The sequence below is a fragment of the Consotaella aegiceratis genome (genome assembly GCF_036541425.1).
Classification (GTDB): domain Bacteria; phylum Pseudomonadota; class Alphaproteobacteria; order Rhizobiales; family Rhizobiaceae; genus Consotaella; species Consotaella aegiceratis.
This window is the reverse complement of record NZ_JAZHFT010000064.1, coordinates 1-17,645: the sequence shown is the minus strand read 5'-3', so window position 1 is coordinate 17,645 and position 17,645 is coordinate 1. Positions and strand designations below refer to the sequence as shown.

Below are 17,645 nucleotides of genomic sequence, written 5' to 3'. Positions count from 1 at the left end.
GTGCCAACCTCGATCGCCACGATCCGCCGAAGGATCGCCACCGCGCTCGCCCGCAACCAGCTCCGATGTCCCTGCTGCGCCAGGGTCCATCTTCAGCAATCACTCCGTTTATGACGCAGTAAGACTAGCCACTTGGCGGGCCGGAACCAGTCTGTTAAGTAGACCAGCGGTCTGTTGGCTGAGTCCACTGGAGACGCCGGATGCGCGCGGCGACCGATATCAAGAAATGAGGGCCTTTGCACAATGCCGCGTGTGATCAAGCACCCGGAAATCCGCCGTGCCGAGATAATGGACCAGGCGTTCTGGATATTCCTCGAGTACGGCTATGAGAACACGAGCCTCAATGATGTCATCAGCCGGGCCGGCATGTCGAAGGGCATGTTCTACCATCACTTCGTCTCCAAGGAAGATTTGCTAGCTGCCCTGTCTAGCAACATGACCGATGCAACCTACAAGGCTATTGAGCCCGTCCTCACCGAAGAGGGTGTCGACCCGAAGACGCGGCTGCAGAATATTCTGGACTATAGCGCGGAGAGCCGTCTGCAAAGCGTCGAGGTCACGCGGTCGCCCCTGGCATTGTTGCTGCGGCCGGAGAACCGGGTGCTCTATCAGTGCATCAGCGAAGCTTGGGCCGAATGCATGCGCCCAGTCATCGCCGGGATCGTTCGTGAGGGCCACGAAAGCGGCGTGTTCGATACATCCGATCCCGACGGCGTTGCCTTCTTCATTCTTCAGGCGGCAACCGATACGAAATCGCTTGTGCTTCTCGGCATGCAAGCAAAGACTGCGAAAAAGAGAGACGAGGTGGCGGAAGCGCTTGCCCTTCGTATCGCGTTTCATGGGATCGCGCTAAGCCGCATTCTCGGTCTGCCGGATGACGGCCTTACGATCTGCCCGCCGGATTTCGCCCAACGTTTTCTGCAGGGCCTCAACCCCGTCGGGCTCAGCAAACGCCGGAAGAGGGCTGGTTAGTTCCGACGCTTATCGCGCCAGCGGTTCTCAGAGGCATCGCCAACTCGATTCGCAAGGATTTGCAACGCAACGCGGTGCGTGGCGAAGAGTCACTGATCGCGAATTGGTGAAGAAGCTATGTGCTCAATATGATGGGCTACGGAAGCTCCAAAGGCGCACTGAACCCGGTTGCCGTAGCGTCACAATAGAACTCGCGCCCAGGGGCGTCAGGATTGAATGGTAATAAACAAGCTTCGCCAATCGAGTTATCTATGTATTATAAAAGTACTCAGGGTACGGAGGCGAGTTTTGAGCTTCATTTTCGGGGACAGCCGAGATCAGATCAGCTTACTGCCACCCTGCATCGACGACTACGTGGCGTCGGATGGTATGGTCCGCGTCGTCGATGCTTTCGTCGCCAGTCTGGACTTGGTCGAGATAGGCTTCAACCGGGCCGTTGCTGCGGCAACTGGCAGGCCGGGCTTCCAGCCCGGTGACATGCTCCGGCTCTATATATGGGGTTATCTCAACCAAGTCCGATCATCGCGCCATCTCGAGCGCGCCTGCGTTCGTGATCTCGAAGCAATGTGGTTGATGCGCCGGCTGGCGCCGGATTACCGGACCATTGCGGCCTTCCGGCATGACAATCCCGAAGCGATCATCGCTGTTAGCGCGGCCTTTGTGCAATTCTGTCGCGAGCAAGGACTCGTCGGCGGGCGTGTCGTGGCGGTGGACGGCACGAAGATGCGGGCCGTCGCAAGTCCGAAGAACATCGCTGGGGCAGAACGTCTCGCCCGAGACATCGCGCACACTGAAAAGGAAATCGCCTACTATCTCGATCGCCTCGACATCATCGACGAGACAGTGGCTCACGGTTTCGACGATCAGCCGCTACACCGCGAGAATTTCGCGGCCGCCATAGCCTCTCTCCGGCGCCGAAAGGATCGGCTCGTCCGAAGGCAGCAGGAGTTGGCGCGGCACGACGAAAAGGTGCGCGTCTTCGGCGAGCCGGAGGCCAAGCCGATGGGTTATGGCCTCGCGCCCAAGATGCCTTCGTACAATCTCCAGAGCGTGGTCGACGTCGAAAGCGGGCTGATTGTCCATCACGACGTCTACAACGACGCCAACGACAGCCACATGCTGCACCCCGTGTCTGTGGCGGCGAAGAAGGTGCTGGAGGTCGACCAGATTCAGGTTCTGGCGGACGGTGGGTACTCCAATGCTGAGGAAATCGCTCGTTGTGAGCGAGGGGGCATCGAGGTGGCTGCCCCGATCAAGCGCGGCGCTATGAACTCCGATCACTTTCGGCCCGCTCAATTCATCCACGACGAAGCTAGCGACACCATCCGCTGTCCAGCCGGAGAGACCCTTCGTCCGTCCGGACTCCACACTCGGAACAGGGCGATCCGCTATCGCACTTCGGCGTGCCCGAGATGCACATTGAAGCCGCGATGTACGCCGGGGGCTCAGCGCACAATCCATCGGCTCGTCGATCAGGGCGCTCTGGACCGCATGGAAGCGAGAATCTACGCCAACCCCAGCCTGATGACGATTCGACGATGCACCGTTGAACACCCCTTCGGGACGATCAAGCGGATGTCCGGTGGCGGTAGGTTCCTCACCCGGGGACTTCGGGCGGTAAAAGCCGAAGCGGCCCTCTCGATCCTCGCCTTCAATATCCTACACGCCACGAATGCCTTCGGAGTTCAGGCGATCACGCCGAGCTGAGCCGGAAGCTCACGTCGCATTTTCGGCGGCCCATCTAGCGACATCGGGTTCTTGCACAGCCTGGGGGGAATCCCCCGCTGGAAGGGGTCGGCCGAGACCTTGGCTCGGCCGCAGGGGAAGGCTGTCCCCTCCCAGCCTCCCACTTAGCGGCCCGAGGGGTCCCAATTGGCGAACCCCGGCTTCCAATCAGCCGCACATCGTGCCGCAGGTCTCGGCGATCAATTAGGTCCATAATTATTGACACTAAATCTTCTATGGTTCGTGAATATGGACGTTATTTGACCAACGTCCCCGTGACCGCCATTAGCGCATCCTTGACATTGCGTCCAATATTATAGACTTTAAGTGATATAAAGCTCGCAAGTGTGGACGTTACATATGGCCAAGCCTCGAACAGCTCCGACCCTGCCGATCCCGGTGCGGCGCGCCCTGCGCAAGCTGGGCGAGGACATCCGTGACGCAAGGCGCCGGCGGCGTATCCCGGTCGCCATCATGGCCGAGCGGGCCTCGATCAGCCGCACGACCCTGAACAAGGTCGAGAAGGGCGAGCCCGGCGTCTCGATCGGCACCTATGCGACCGTGCTCTTTGCGCTCGGCCTTGCGGACCGGCTTGCCGGCCTCGCTGACGCCAGCACCGACGTGGTCGGGCTCGAGCTTGAAGAGGAGCATCTGCCGCAGCGCATCCGCCGTTCGCGGAAAGAGCGGACAGCATCCTCGGCGCAGGAAGGCTGCCGCTAGATGGATACCGAAGTCCTTGTCCATGTCGACCTTGACGGGGCGCCGCATCTTGCCGGCCGCCTCTGGGCGCGCATGCGCAAGGGGAGGGACAGCGCCACCTTCGAATACGACAAGGACTGGCTCGCCAATCCCGTCCGCTTCTCCCTCGAGCCTGCCTTGCAGCTCGGCCCCGGTCCGTTTCACACGCCGGTGGGCAGGCCGCTGTTCGGCGCCATTGGCGATTCCGCGCCCGACCGCTGGGGACGCGTGCTCATGCGCCGCGCCGAACGCCGGCGGGCGGAAAAGGCGGGCGAAACGCCCCGCACGCTGCGCGAGATCGACTATCTGCTCATGGTCAACGACGAGGCGCGGCAGGGCGCGTTGCGCTTCGCCAGAGAGCCTGGTGGACCGTTCCTTGCAGCCGCCGATGCCGTGCCGATCCCGCCGCTGGTCGAGCTGCCGCGCCTCTTATCGGCGGCCGACCATGTCGCCGGCGAGTCCGAGAGCGATGAGGATCTGCGCCTGCTGCTGGCGCCGGGCTCCTCGCTCGGCGGCGCGCGGCCCAAGGCCTCGGTGCGCGACCGGGACGGCCATCTCGCCATCGCGAAATTTCCGCACAAGGACGACGACTACAACATTGTCCTGTGGGAGGCCGTGGCGCTGAGCCTGGCCGAGAAGGCGGGCATTCCCGTCGCGCCCTGGCGCATCGAGACGATCGCCGACAGGGCGACGCTGCTCGTGCGCCGCTTCGACCGCGACGGACAGACCCGCATTCCCTTCCTCTCGGCCATGAGCATGCTCGGCGCGAACGACAACGAGACGCGCAGCTATCTCGAATTCGTCGACGTGCTGCGCCAGCACGGCGCCGGGCCGAAAAAGGACATGCACATGCTGTGGCGGCGCATCGTCTTCAGCGTGCTGATTTCCAACACCGACGATCATTTGCGCAATCACGGCTTCCTCTACGCCGGTCCCGACGGCTGGCGCCTGGCGCCAGCCTATGACGTCAATCCCGTGCCCACGGACATCAAGCCGCGCGTGCTGACGACGGCGATCGATCTCGACGACGGCACCGCCTCCCTCGACCTTGCCCTGCAGGTGGCGGAGTATTTCGAGCTGACGGCCGCAGACGCCCAGGCGATCGCCGGCGAAGTAGGGCAGGCGGTGGCGGACTGGCGCGACACCGCTGCGGCTGTTGGCCTCATGCAGGTTGAGGTCGATCGCATGGCGTCGGCTTTTGATCATGAAGATCTCAAGACGGCCGTCGCATTAGGCAGTTCAACGAAGGACCATGCCTAGTCTGGACCGGGATATCAATTGACCGCTGTGAGCCGCTGCTGATCATGGCTCCAGATCTGGCAGAAACAATAGCGAGATCACGAAGTTCGCACTCCTCCCTTCACGAGCAGCGGCCTACCTTATTGCGTTCGTTTTCAAAATTGAGTGGGTGCAGCGCCTGGATGCGAGTGAACTATTTGATAGCAACGCGAATTCTGTCGAGAATTCTTTCGGTCCCAACGATTACCAAATGCGTGCGCGCGCGTGACAGCGCGACATAGGGCAATTCCCTGTTGGTCACGATGTCTGATGTCGCAGCGATCACGGCGACCGGACGCTCAAGACCTTTGAAGCGCCGGATGCTGTCTACCACAATCCGACTCTGCGTATCCTCGTCGCAGCGTGCGGTGCTGAACGCTCCAAGACGCCTCTGTGGGGCAATGGTCTCGATCGCTTTCACCGTACCGACGAGGACCGCAATGTCCTCACACGACACACGTTCGAGAGTTTCGAGACGAGCAACGCAGTCGGAGATAGATTGCCGCAGGTCATCGGGCGATTTCACCGTGATCCAGTGGACTTCCACGCCCTCTGGTCCAACCGCCTCGATTTCATGACCACTGTAATGTTGGCGCACAAGCTCGTGAATACGCCGCGTGTTGCGCAGGTTCAGTGTAAGGCGGATCGGCACCAAATCCACGTCTTCGGGAAGTTTGATAGCGCTCGCGTATACGCGCTGGTTGTTGTCGTAGAATATTCGGAACATCCCCGGGCCTTCGGGATCCAGGGCCGACTCGACGACCGTCCACCACAGCGGCAGAAAGTCCTGCCCCTCATCGACGATGATTGCATCGTATCTCTCGTCCGGCAGACGCTCAAATGCCTGCATCAGGAGTTCGGGCCAGATTTCTTCGAAGAGACGCGTTTCCGAAACGTCTCCCGGGTGCGGGATGTCCGCACGGCGGGTCATTTCCGCGCACAGCTCATGGAAGGTCATCACCGAAACCGGCGGGCTGTCTTTGAAATGGCGGCGAGTCTCGGTCGCAAGACCCCGATTGTAGCAGACGAACAGGGTGCGGAGGCCGTCTTCTGCACGACGCTTGGCTTCTTCCATCGCCAGCACGGTCTTGCCGGTTCCGGCTCCGCCGCCAATGGCCGCTCGCGGTACGGCTTCTATCGCGCGCAGGATATGAAACTGCTGTTGCGTCAGCACCTGTAGCGCGGCATCGTCGCGGGACAGCACGGTACCGAGCGGTGTGCGAAGCTGGAACGGTTTCGCGAGGATTTTTTCGAGCGCCTGAACGCCGTCCCGGCCCAGCTCTTTGGTCCGCCCTTCGTCGGGTGGCGCATCACCGAAGCGCTCAAGAATCCAGTCCCGGACTCCGTCCTCGAACTGTTCAGCGAAACAGAATATATGCCGCGGCATGTCCGCGCCAAGGTCACCGGGGGGCACCGACGAGTGGGGCAGGATAATGCCGTGGCGTGCCCGGATGCGCCGCGACTTCCAGTGCGGCGAGGCGTTCAGCTTCTTTAGCAGTTCGTATTTCGCGCTTCTGGCCTGTTGCACGGGGTTCTTGATGTTGTGCGTGACTTTCCAGCGATCGCGGCTCGTCCATCGCTCAGTGCGCGGATCGTAGGCGACCGCGCCGCCTTTCACTTCAAGCGTCAGCATCCCGAGTTCGGGATGCGCGACGATGAAATCGCATTCGCCGTCGATTTCCTCGCCGTCGGGTCTTAGGCCAAGCCAGGGCCTCGAATAGAAGACCACAAATGAGTCGTCCAGTACGGCTTCCAGCCGTCTGAACACCTCGCATTCCGTGCTTCGCAGCATATTGCCCGTAACATCGGGCGGGAGTGTTTTGGGCCACATCACCGCCATGTCACGCCCGCTGGACGAGCGGTGAGAAGAATCCGACTTTATCCTTGTCCGGCAGGCCGACAAGCATAGCCCTGTCCAGGAAGCGGTTGTATTCCTCGCACGCGGTCTCCGGTGCGAGGACACAGGCATGGCATGCGGCGAGGGACAGACCGTCGGCGCCAGAGATCATCCCTTCGATGCACAGTGGATCGGAGGAACACCATTCCATCGCGGCGATCGCCGCGCCCACGGTCCGTTCGATGCGTCGGGATTCGCCCTGGCGTTGTAGACCACCCAACGTGCCGTCGGAATCAGATGTGGCGGTGTAGATAAGAAGCCCTGCCATGCCATCAGTCCCGTCGCTCACGTAGAGGCGTTCGCGTAAGGCGGCGGTCGAATAGCCGCATTCCAGCGTGAGCTGACGCATGAGCGCATGCGCGAAGCTGTGCGCCAACAGATAACGCGGAGTTATCGGCCAAGCGGGCTCGCCTTCGCCATACCGCCGGTGCCATTCGATGCGCCACGCTTGATCGACGCTTTGCGCGCGCGACGCTACATCATCCCGCGTCTCCCAGGCACGAAGTGTATCCTGATTGAAGGCGAGGAAAATGCCTTCGCCGCGGACCTCCACCGCCGGAAGCCAGCCGGGATCGCCGACAGCGATCGCCGCGATGTCCGGGCTGTCTTCGTCGCCTGGCGGATTGATGCGCGTGAAGCCCTTGAGGGCGCGCACCTCGCGCAGCCGGACAACGCGAACGACGCGGCTGAGGAACGGGCGCAGACTGTCGGGCAGGCGCACGTTGCGTACCTCGAATTCGCGCGCGTCCCTGTCCCTGGTGTCCGTGCCCGACACGAACTGCCGGTATTCCTCCTGCCGGAGGTTCAGGATGGCGTCGTCGTTGTAGCGGGTCAGGCGATCTTCGATCTGACGCGCAAGCTCGTCGGGGCTCAGGCCGAGTTCCCGCAGAACCGGTTCGAGATCGCCCTGCGCAAGGATGCGGATGAAGGTCGCGCGATCCTCGGGTTTGGTCGTGACAATCGGGTTCCAGTACACGCCGAGGGCTTCCTGTATCGCGTCCGACCATGGCGGAATGCTGAGCGCCGACTCGATCACCGGAAAATACAGGTTTGATGCACCACGTTGCAGCGCTCGCGGTTCGCAATCGCATGTCTCGTTCGCGGCGGCGAGCCAGGGGCGCCGGCCGCGGCAACGGAACCCGCGCCAAGTCTGGGCACTGAATACCCCATCCATCGAGCGCCTAGCCCCGCATTCGCGGCAACTCAGGATCAATCCGGCGAGACCAGGACGCTCCGATCTCAGATAAAGATCGGCACGTTCCTTTTTCTTGCAGTCTGCCTTGTGCCCGACCCAGACGTGCCACGGGAAATCGTCCAAATGCCCCTTGGCGCACGCCATGACGAAGCGGACCGGTACCGCGAATATCCTGCGCTGCCCCGGCGCCTTGCGCGTGCAGCTCGCGCAATAGCGACCGGCCCGTCCGGGGTCTTGCGACCAGCGTCCCGCGGGGGCGAGACGGTCGCATTGCGGGCATTGCAGCCATTCCGGAAACCGCGCCGCGACGAGCGTGCGGCCATCGGGATTGCCTTGATCGTCACGCCAGTTCTCATCGACGACCGGCGGTAAACGAAATCCGCCGACGGAGAGCTTTCGCTGCAAACGCGGCTCGGTGATCCTCTGCGGATTGGCGAGACCCGCCGGCGGAAAAGACCTGTCCCATTCTTCGAGCCCCGCCGCGACGGCGGACACGGGCGCGCCGTCGGCGCGGAAGTCCACGACGGAACCCGGTCCGAAGGTCATGACGGCGGCACTTCTGCGCAGTTCTCCCAGCCGGTTATTTGCCATCGCCGCTCCCCCCGGATGTCCGTTCGCGCAGCCATTCGGCGAGCCTGAACCTTGTTGCGGCCTCGACGCTACGCATGTTGTTCAGCGTCGGCCAAGCTTCGCCCGGCATACGCCCCATAGCCCGCAAGGTTGCAGCGCGTTCTGCATCCTGAAGCAGCGAGTTGCGAATCTGTCTACTCCAGTAGCTTCGCGGCGCGCGGAACTCCCAGGTGTCAAGACAGCGCTCCAGCTCAAGCCTGACGGCCGCCTCCTGCGGATCGATCGACGCGGCGCGTCCGACGATATCGTCTATGAGGTCTTTCGCGGCATCAATCGCAGCGTCGTTGAGGGCAGGACGGTCAATCATGCCGGGCGCCAGATGGCGCACCAGCGCGACCAGCACCGCGTGGAGCGCGCGGTCACGCGCCCGCGATGCAAATGGCGTTACGCTGGTCGGTTCGACATCCCGGTACAGGGTTTCGTGCCAAGTTGGAAAGCTTTCGTAATGCGACCGGTCGCGAGCCTTGGCGTTGTTGAGTACGGCGACGACAAGCCCCGGCACATCGCCGCGCCCGACACGGCTTGTCGCCTGGATGTATTCGGCGATGCCTTTCGGCTGGCCGTTGACCAGCATAAGTCCGAGGCGCGGAATATCGACGCCGACGCTGAGCATGTTTGTTGCAAGGACGACATCGAGGGCGCCCTGATCGGCGGCGCGAATTGTCAGCCGGTCCAGCATGTCCCGGACTTCGGCCTGCGTGCGCCTGGAGGTCAGTTCTTCGATGAACTCGGGGTGACGCGCCGTCTCGCCGCGCCGTTGCGCGAGCAATGCAAGACTGTCATTCACGTCGTCCTGCATCAGGACGAGCGCGCCGCCCAGCTCGCGCAGCGAGTTGAAATACGACACCAGCGTCCAGTACGGATCGCGCGCGGCGTCATCGGTCGTACTGCCGTATGCGGATTGGAGAAGCGATGCAGCCACGCCCTGGAGGGTGAATTTCGCGGAGCGACCCGCCGTGGTGACGCCCGCATAGACGCGGCCGGGTGCATTGTGATCCACCACGGCGAATGCTGAATCCGAGGCGTCCAGACATGACGGCGGGAACTGCGCGGTCTTCCGATCAAAGAGGGCGGCTACCTGTTCGGAGGCACGCCGGATCGTCGCCGTCGAACCGATGATCTTCGGACGCGCGCCGCGCGCGGCGAACATCCGATCGATCGCGACTTCATAGAGACCGGCAACAGTGCCGAGTGGCCCGGAAATCAGATGCAGCTCGTCCTGGAGGATCAGATCGGGCGGCGTACCGGTGTTCAGCCCGAATAGCCCGTTGACTTCCTTGCGCCGGACGATCTGCGCGAACTTGTCGATCGTGCCGATCAGCAGCGTCGGTCGCATCCGGTACACATCCTCGTCCACGGTCCAGACCGGGAGTGGGGCATCCGGATCGAACAGGAGGCAGTCCTCGTTCTCGCAGCGGACGTGAATCGCGTTTGCCAGTTCGTCGTATTCCCAGGTCAACGGTTCCCGGCAGGCCGGGCAGTAAACGAGTTGCTTCGGTGTTGGCTGGTCCGGCGCGCCGCCGAGCGCCGCGGCGGCATCGCTGACGCGGTTCGGTACGGCATCGCCTCCTACCCAGAGACCGATGGAGAACGGTGTGCTCCCCAGTTCCCGGCGCGGTACGCCCGCTTCGCGGATACGTCCGCGCCGGATCGCCTCACAGGCGAGCAGGACGGAGGCGGCGCGCGTAAACTGCTGCGTGGTCAGCAAGCGCAGCGTGTAGCGCATGATGGCGGCGACGCCGTCCCCGGCGTCCGGGCCATCCCCTGCGGACAGTCGCCTGTAGAAAGCAAGAAACGCGATGAGCGCAAGATAGGCTTCCGTCTTGCCGCCGCCGGTCGGGAACCACAGCAGGTCCATGATCCGGCGTTCCGGATGTTCGCGTTCGGCGACGGATGCGGCCGCAAGCAGGATAAAGCCGAGTTGGAACGGCCGCCACGCAAGGGGACCGCGTGCGCTTTTCTCAGGGTCCCAGCCGTGCTGCATGTCCATTGCGAGATTGGCCAGGCGGAAGGCGCGTGACATCGCGGTGTTTTCGGCAATGCGCGCAGCACCGTCGGCCATGCGGGCATGAATCTCGTGGCAGATCGAGATGTTCTTTGCGGCCTGGTCCCGGAACTCTTCGGGAAGTGAAGGGACTTCCGCCTCCCTGTCTTCGAGCCAGCGCGCATAGGCGGCGGGGAGCTGTTGCAAGGCGTCGCCGAACTCGTCCGGTCCGGCCATTGCCAGCCATCGTGCCGAGAGCGGTTTGAGCGGTCCGTCTCCGCGCAGTGCGGCGAACACCTCGTGACCAGCCGCGCTGGTCGCGGGCACGGTGGCCGTGGGAATCCAGCTTGTAGCGACCATGTCGGCGGTCGCCGGGTCAGACCCTGTTTCCCATTCGACTGAGCAGGTGTGACCGGTCGCGAACTCATGGGCGTTGCGGTACAGAAGCGCCGCGGAACGATCGTCGTCATCGAGCACCGCCCGCCGCGACGGCCGCGCAACCAGCACGGTGCCCAGCCGCGGGCGAATCTCGACGCGGGTTTGGAACAGCGTCAGCCGCTCGATTCCGTCACGGCCCTCGTCTTCGTCGGGTTCGGCCTGGTTCAGCAAGGTCACCGTGGCGAGCGTGCCGCCCGGCCACGGTGCGGTGCGTATGTGGAGCCGCACACCCGCCGGCGCGTCGTGCGGCTCGAGATCGACGAAGCGCGAGGGACCGTCCAGCGTGACGCCGTCCACCGGTATGTCATGCGCCCGGCGTCTCCATTCCGTGCGCCGCCGCGCACGGCCGCCGCCGTTTGCCCGTTCCTTCGCATCCGACTCGTCAGGAAGGACGAGTTCGTAGGTTGCGAAGCGGACCGTCATGTCGAGTCCAGGGGATCCTCCGTCCGCCGCTCGCGCGGCGAAGGACACGCCCGCCGAACAAGGGCGCACGAGACCGACCAGCGAGACTTCCTCCTCCTCGCCGCCGCCGTCGGCTCCGCTGTCCTCTCCGCCGGACAGACCGAGACGTTCGTCTTCCTCCGCGCCCATGCGGGATTCGCGCGGCCACAAGATGCCGGTCAGATAGAGGTCCGAGGGGCGCGAAGTCAGGACCTCGTCCACCGTATACGGCCCCAGCAGATCGCATCTCAGCCGGTCGAGAAGACTGTCGCGCATGTCACCGCCTCCGTCGTCCAAAATACGCCGTGCTGTAGCCCAGCACCAGCGGCGCTAGCATGATGCCGCTGTTGCGCCACGGCTCGTGCAGCGTTTCGCCCTCCGGCGCTTCCGGCGGCAGAACGATCGTGCGCACCCCGCGCACATGCAGATGCCGGATCGTGTCGGGCGGTCGTCTCTTGCCGCCGCCCAGGCTCCTCCGCACGGCATCGGCGACCGTGAAGAGATCGTAGTTGACCGCCTGGGACAGAACCGCGAGACAGTCCCCCTGTCCGTCTTCCTTGAGGCGATAGACGAAATCGGTATCGCGGTCGCTTTCCGCGACGAGCGAGACGGTCTCGTCCGCGAAGGAGCGTATCCGGCTCTGCGCAATGCGCACCGCGGCGGGATTTGCGAAGAATCTGCGCCCGGCCAAGCCTTCGGCGCCGATATCGCCGTCATGGCCTATTTCTACCTGGGCGCGCGGCTGATCGTTTCGTGTGTGAAGGCAGTAGGCTCTGCCGGATGCCTCGACACGACCGGCGAATTGCCGATATCCGCGGCCGATCAGCAGGCGCGACCGCCCTCGTGTCGCGCCGACGTACACGACCCGCGCCTCTTCGTCCTGGTCGATGTTCTCGCTGCTCGCATACGGCAGCATCAGATGCACGGTGTCCGCTTCGCGCCCCTTGGAGGCGTGAATCGTTCCGACGATGGGGCCGTGCAGCCCCAGTTCGGCATTACACAGTTCGGCAGGCGGCTGTTTGCGTCCGAGGCGCTGACGCAACAGGCGCATCTCTACAACCGTCTGCGTGCGGCCTGCGATGCGCACCAGATTCGCCCAAGCATCGTCGGCGCCGAATGTCGCCAGAGACGTGCCGTGGACCTTGTCCGCCCACAGGGCCATGAACCTGTCGCGGCTCAAATCTGTGTCCGTATGTTCGGACAGCGCTGCGCCGATCCAAGGCACGAGGCACACCGGGAGCCCCGACATCCTGACTCGGTGCGGGATGCCATTCTGCGTCAGCATCGAGGTGGTTATCAGCACGTCGCAGCGCCTGCGATAGAGGATGAACGCATCCTCGAGCTCGGCAAGAGCGGCATCGTCGACATTCGGCGCTTTGCCATGTGCAAGCCTGATCACCTCGTCCTTGATTTCGGCAAGCTTGTCGCCGTTCTCGCCCGCAGCGGTCAGCACCTTGCGGCGCGTATCCGAGAAGATGGTCAGCAATTGCGGCGAACCGGTGCGATGCACCTGCGTCAGTTCGCATTCCCTGAACATGCCGGCCGCGCCGCGACGGATTTTCTCGGGCAAAGGCGGTTCGCCGGCTTGTCCTTCCCGGACCTGCCGGTCATCCGCGAAGCCGTAGATGGCTTGGGCCTCGTCCGCGAATACGGTGACCCCACATTCTTGGGATAGTTTACGGATGAACTCCACGACCAAGTCGGCGCGAATGCCGACAATGTCCTGTGCCTCGTCGACGACCAGATGTTCGACTGTCTCAAGATAGTCGCTGACATTGTCGTCTTGCCGGACAAGATCGCGCACACGCTCGATGTTTTCCTCGTAGCTGCCGAATATTTTCGCCTCTTCGTCGAAACCCGAATGAATCGTCCAGGCGTGCGAATCTAGCGTTGCGATTTTGACCGCATATGCGGCCGATGCATCTTCGAGATAGGCGGCGATCCGGTCCCTGATCTCGCGGACCGCAGTACGCGTGAAACTGATCAGCCAGATGCGGCTCGGTTCCAGACCGCCCTGGTCGATCAATTGCGAGACTCGCGCGCAGGCGACCGCCGTCTTGCCTGTGCCCGGACCAGCCCCGACGAGCAAACGGTCCCCGGGCCGGGCGTCGATCACCCTCCTTTGCGACTCGTCCCACTCTATGAGGGCGGGGGGAACGACGTGAAATTCGGGGGCGACCTCGCTGTCATTCATATCGGTTGTCTTCGCTGCCGGTCCGCAAGCGGCGGGCGCGATGCCGTCGAGCCAGACCTCGCTGCCGTTCACCAGCGGCCGGAATTCCTTCCTGTATTTGACGACGGGCTTTCCATCGAGATGGCGCAGGGGGCGCGTCACCCGCGCGATCTCCCGTCCCTGCCTGAATATCCGTACCTCGACTTGCGCCATGACGATGCTTTCGAGTCTTCCCCCCACGCGGCCGTGACCTCAGTGATTGCGTGGCGTACCTAAGATGCCCGTTTCTCTTTACTTTCGTATTCCGCGATCTCGACAAAAGGCTTTCCGCTCCCGCGGATGAATGCCACAGCGCTGTCCAGCACCTCTGCCAAGTCGCGTCTTTGTTTTCCTTTAAGGGCGCATTCCCAGACCACCAGTACGCGCCATCCGTCGGCGTTCAGGGCCGTCAGCGCCTGACGGTCCCGTTCCATATTGCCGTCGATCTTGCCCTTCCAGAACGCGGCACGCGTCTTCGGCCATTTGAACAGTGAGCAGCCGTGGCCATGCCAGAAGCAGCCGTGCACCAGAACCACGGTCCGATATTTCGGGAAGACCATATCGGGTTTGCCAGGCATGCCCTTGCCGTGCAGCGCGTAACGCAGGCCGCGCCCGTGCAGCCCGCGCCGTATAAGCATTTCGGGCTTTGTGTGCTTACCCCTGATCCGGCTCATCACCAGCCGGCGCTGTTCCGGCGTCAATACGTCGGTGGTTTCGCCCGTCGGGGCGGGCCTATCGTCGACATCAGGCTTCAACCACCTTCTCCGTCGCGGCTGAACAGCGTGCGAGGGCCGGAGACCCAGCTTTGGACGCCGCGGCCGCCGTAACCGGGATGCGCGTCGGCTGTGCCGGATGCGCCACGGCCAACGCGCCGATCGTTTTCATGATTTCGGTGGCGATCGCTTTCGCCATCAGCGGCGGGACAGCATTTCCGATCTGCCGGAATGCCTCATTCATCGCGCCTGAAAATACGAAACCGTCAGGGAAGGATTGAAGCCGTGCCGCTTCGCGGACGGAAATCGTCCGGGCCTGAGCGTCGTCGTAATGGATATGGCTGTACCCGTCCTTGCTGAGATGCGCCATGATCGTGCGCACCGGCTGATCCCGGGATATCTTCCGCCATTTATTCGGAAACTTGCCTGCGTCATAGGGCGGCACTATGGAGCTTTTCAGTTCTTCGTATTCCGCTGATCCCGGCTTGATACGCCGCCCGTTCCTCGCAAGCGCTGACAGTTTCTCATCGAACATTTTCAGGGCGAGCGCGTGAGCTTCCGGGTATTGATCGCCTTCCTTCATGCGAGCGAACAGCGGGTAGTCGCGCGGCAGATACCTGATGACATGATCATAGACACCGTCACCGGCCTCAAAACCCGGCCAGGACTTCATCATTTCAGCATAAGTCGATACCGTGCGCCTGCCGTCGTATCTGGCCAGTTGATCGAATCTCCGTGCGCCGCGTTTCAGCTCGCCATTGCGCACCAAGTCGCGCGCGCCGATCTTCGGCAAATCGCCGATCGCTTCGGCCGCCGTGACAGCGGGGTGCAGGGCATTGGTCGCTTCCGGTGGAGACACGTAGCTGTGTGCGTCTTCGAATAACCCGCCTTTCGATAGAAGTTTCAGCGCGACCTGCCGCGAGCCTTCGTAGCCGGGCGGAAGATCGATCCAATGTGTAGGATCGGGGAAACTAACGGTGTCGGCTATCTCGCGATGGTATGCGATCAGGAACATGCGTTCGCGTGTTTGCGGCACGCCGTAGAACGCGGCGTTCAGCAACGTGTAGGCGCATACATAACCCAGCTCTTCGAGCACCTCGCACACTTCTTCGGGGACGTTGTGCCCGCCGAAATTCATCACGTCCGGCACGTTCTCCATGAGAATCGCGAGTGGACGGCTGGATTTCACGTATTTGAGATAGGGCGCATAGAGCTTCGCGCGTGGGTCCTGGCGGAACGCTTCCGGATGCGCTTCGATCTCGCGCAGCTTCGATCTGCCGACGCGGGCGAAGGCCTGGCAGGGCGGACCGCCGATCACCACGTCGAACGCTTTTGCCACCCGTCCAAGATTCAGATCGCGGACGAGCTGGCCCGGCGTGGCAGCGGTGATGTCGCGCGCCACGGCATGCTTCGGATCTTCAGCGTGAAAATTCGCCCCGTAGGAGGCGGCCGCTGTCGCATCGTTCTCCACAGCGGCCGCGATCTCAAATCCCGCCGCGCCAAAGCCGAGAGAAAGTCCGCCGCAACCGGAAAAAAGATCAAGAACCCGCGGTTTTGCGCCGGTTCGAAGCCGCGACACCTTTTCCTGGATGATACTGTCCGTCACGACTCTTTCGATCCCCGTTCTTCTCTGCCGAACAAGTCCGGCTGCGGGTTGAAGCCTTCCCTGTCCAGATGCTCCCGGACAAGCCGCGCGATTAGCGGTGACTTCTTGTAGCCCTTCGCTCGGCAGTAGGCGTCAAACCGATCAGCTTCCACTCTCGGCATCAACACCTGCACGCGAACCGGATCAGCCATTTGTGCGGGTTCCCTTTTGGGCATAGTATGCTGCGCGGTGAGCAAATTTCAACACATATGCACATTACTGTGCATATGTACCCGGGCGCGCTTGATTGACCCGAGTGGCTGACTTCCACCTTGAGATGCGAAACGGAGGATGGGAGTAGATCAGGGGAACTTATGGAGGTTATACCGTTCTCCGAGACGAGTTCAGCAGACCTAAGGGTCGATGCTGTCTACCAGGGGGGACGCACCGGAAACGCGGGAGATGACCCGCTGCCACATCTGGTCCAGGTCAGTAACAGTGGTGGCTTCCGCTACCGCGGTTCGCTGGACGCACTCGAAATGGTCATCCTGACGTCGTCCATGCGGGATCCGGAGTGGCCGGACATGCTCGACCCACAAACGGGCGTCTTTACCTATTACGGTGACAACAAGCACCCTGGCCGAGGACTGCACGAGACGCCCAGGAAGGGCAACGAGCTGCTGAGACGGATCTTCGACCTGGCGCATATGGGCCCGGCAGAGCGTCGCAAAGTGCCGCCCGTCTTGGTGTTTGCAAACACTGGCGAATGGCGTGACGTCACCTTCCTGGGTTTGGCTGTGCCCGGGACTGCCGATCTTCGTGCTTCAGAGGACTTGGTCGCAATCTGGAAGGCATCGAACGGGAGGCGGTTTCAGAACTACCGTGCCCGGCTTTCCATTCTAGACGTGCCTGTGGTGGACCGAACCTGGATAACGGACATCATCCAGGGCAATCCGCATTCCCTTAACGCGCCAGCGGCTTGGTCTGCTTGGATTGAAACCGGTCGGGCGCAGTCGCTGCGGGCGACCCGGTCAATTGAACACCGGACAAAGGTCGAACAGCTTCCACAGAAGCCCGATGGCATCGCCATAATGGAGCGAATTCACAGATATTTTGCGTCTGATCCGCATGGATTCGAGCGCTGTGCTGCTGCGCTCGCGAGGCTGCTTCTTCCCGACATAGCCGCCATCGATTTGACTAGGCCTTCACGCGACGGCGGTCGCGATGGAATTGGCCAGCTGCGGATTGGCAATGGAGAGGCCGCAATACTTGTGGACTTCGCGCTGGAGGCTAAGTGCTACGGACTGTCGAATAGCGTCGGCGTGCGAGAAATGTCGCGGCTGATCTCGCGGCTTCGTCACCGTCAGTTCGGTATACTGGTGACAACGAGCTATGTTGATATACAGGCATATAAGGAAATAAAGGAAGACCAACATCCAATCATTATTTTGTCGGCGGCAGATATAGTGGCGTTACTGCGCAACAATGGATATGCAGATACAGCTTCCGTGGATGTGTGGCTCTCCCGGAACTTTCCTAAGTCATGATCCTGCTGTGATTGCCATCATCGTCAGAGCGCTGTTCACCAAGCTTGTGGCAGGGCGGACGGCAGATCGGAATGCCAAGTGGTCCACAACCCACGGTGCGGGTGGCTAACAATCTCGTATCAAATGTTCTTCCATTGTTCTAAGTGTCCGATTCAAAACTAAGCAGATGAATTAGCGAGCCTTGCGACGCGGCGAGCGAGGAGTTGGACCGAGGCGAGGAACAGCCATGCATTGGCAGATGCGATGGTCTGCTCGAAGTCCTTGGCAAGCCGTCGATTGCGATTGAGCCA

The 17,645-nt window shown here is 62.2% G+C and carries 12 protein-coding genes and 1 pseudogene; 5 read left to right on the top strand and 8 right to left on the bottom strand.

Annotated elements, in window-relative coordinates; genetic code table 11:
• The first annotated feature begins 243 nt into the window (after positions 1-243).
• The 4 genes from SMD10_RS23425 (at position 244) to SMD10_RS23410 (ending at position 4,695) form a co-directional block, all read left to right on the top strand.
• Entirely contained in the window at positions 244-972 is a 729-nt protein-coding gene (locus tag SMD10_RS23425) for a TetR/AcrR family transcriptional regulator (protein ID WP_331688165.1), read from the top strand.
• A gap of 288 nt (positions 973-1,260) precedes the next feature.
• The gene (locus SMD10_RS23420; RefSeq protein WP_331688164.1) at positions 1,261-2,679 is read left to right on the top strand and encodes an IS1182 family transposase; all 1,419 of its coding nucleotides are present in this window, start codon (positions 1,261-1,263) and stop codon (positions 2,677-2,679) included.
• A 378-nt stretch (positions 2,680-3,057) separates the two neighbouring features.
• Complete coding sequence (locus SMD10_RS23415; protein WP_331688163.1) at positions 3,058-3,417, top strand: helix-turn-helix domain-containing protein; 360 nt, start codon at positions 3,058-3,060, stop codon at positions 3,415-3,417.
• Positions 3,418-4,695 carry a type II toxin-antitoxin system HipA family toxin gene (locus SMD10_RS23410; RefSeq protein ID WP_331688162.1) on the top strand — a complete coding sequence of 426 codons (1,278 nt, stop codon included), beginning with the start codon at positions 3,418-3,420 and terminating at the stop codon, positions 4,693-4,695. It begins immediately after the preceding gene.
• Between the two features lie 172 nt (positions 4,696-4,867).
• On the opposite strand, the gene SMD10_RS23405 is transcribed toward SMD10_RS23410, so the two are convergent.
• From SMD10_RS23405 to SMD10_RS23375, 7 genes are all read right to left on the bottom strand, one after another.
• On the bottom strand, positions 4,868-6,481 hold the full coding sequence (locus tag SMD10_RS23405) for an ATP-binding domain-containing protein (protein ID WP_331688161.1): 1,614 nt from the start codon (positions 6,479-6,481) through the stop codon (positions 4,868-4,870).
• Between the two features lie 73 nt (positions 6,482-6,554).
• The gene (locus SMD10_RS23400; protein WP_331688160.1) at positions 6,555-8,396 is read right to left on the bottom strand and encodes a DUF1998 domain-containing protein; all 1,842 of its coding nucleotides are present in this window, start codon (positions 8,394-8,396) and stop codon (positions 6,555-6,557) included.
• Complete coding sequence (locus tag SMD10_RS23395; RefSeq protein WP_331688159.1) at positions 8,386-11,574, bottom strand: helicase-related protein; 3,189 nt, start codon at positions 11,572-11,574, stop codon at positions 8,386-8,388. Before SMD10_RS23395 ends, SMD10_RS23400 begins: the two co-directional genes overlap by 11 nt.
• A 1-nt stretch (position 11,575) precedes the next feature.
• On the bottom strand, positions 11,576-13,684 hold the full coding sequence (locus SMD10_RS23390) for a UvrD-helicase domain-containing protein (RefSeq protein ID WP_331688158.1): 2,109 nt from the start codon (positions 13,682-13,684) through the stop codon (positions 11,576-11,578).
• Between the two features lie 59 nt (positions 13,685-13,743).
• Entirely contained in the window at positions 13,744-14,265 is a 522-nt protein-coding gene (locus tag SMD10_RS23385; RefSeq protein ID WP_331688157.1) for a very short patch repair endonuclease, read from the bottom strand.
• Positions 14,255-15,829 carry a DNA cytosine methyltransferase gene (locus tag SMD10_RS23380; protein ID WP_331688156.1) on the bottom strand — a complete coding sequence of 525 codons (1,575 nt, stop codon included), beginning with the start codon at positions 15,827-15,829 and terminating at the stop codon, positions 14,255-14,257. The genes SMD10_RS23385 and SMD10_RS23380 overlap by 11 nt, the downstream gene beginning before the upstream one ends.
• Positions 15,826-16,020, bottom strand: coding sequence for a hypothetical protein (locus SMD10_RS23375; RefSeq protein ID WP_331688155.1), 195 nt, complete (start codon positions 16,018-16,020; stop codon positions 15,826-15,828). Before SMD10_RS23375 ends, SMD10_RS23380 begins: the two co-directional genes overlap by 4 nt.
• A 162-nt stretch (positions 16,021-16,182) precedes the next feature.
• On the opposite strand from SMD10_RS23375, the gene SMD10_RS23370 reads away from it, so the two are divergent.
• The gene (locus SMD10_RS23370) at positions 16,183-17,355 is read left to right on the top strand and encodes a restriction endonuclease (protein ID WP_331688154.1); all 1,173 of its coding nucleotides are present in this window, start codon (positions 16,183-16,185) and stop codon (positions 17,353-17,355) included.
• Positions 17,356-17,513: 158 nt separating this feature from the next.
• Here SMD10_RS23370 and SMD10_RS23365 read toward each other — a convergent pair.
• Positions 17,514-17,645: pseudogene (locus tag SMD10_RS23365) on the bottom strand (IS5/IS1182 family transposase); the annotation flags it as partial.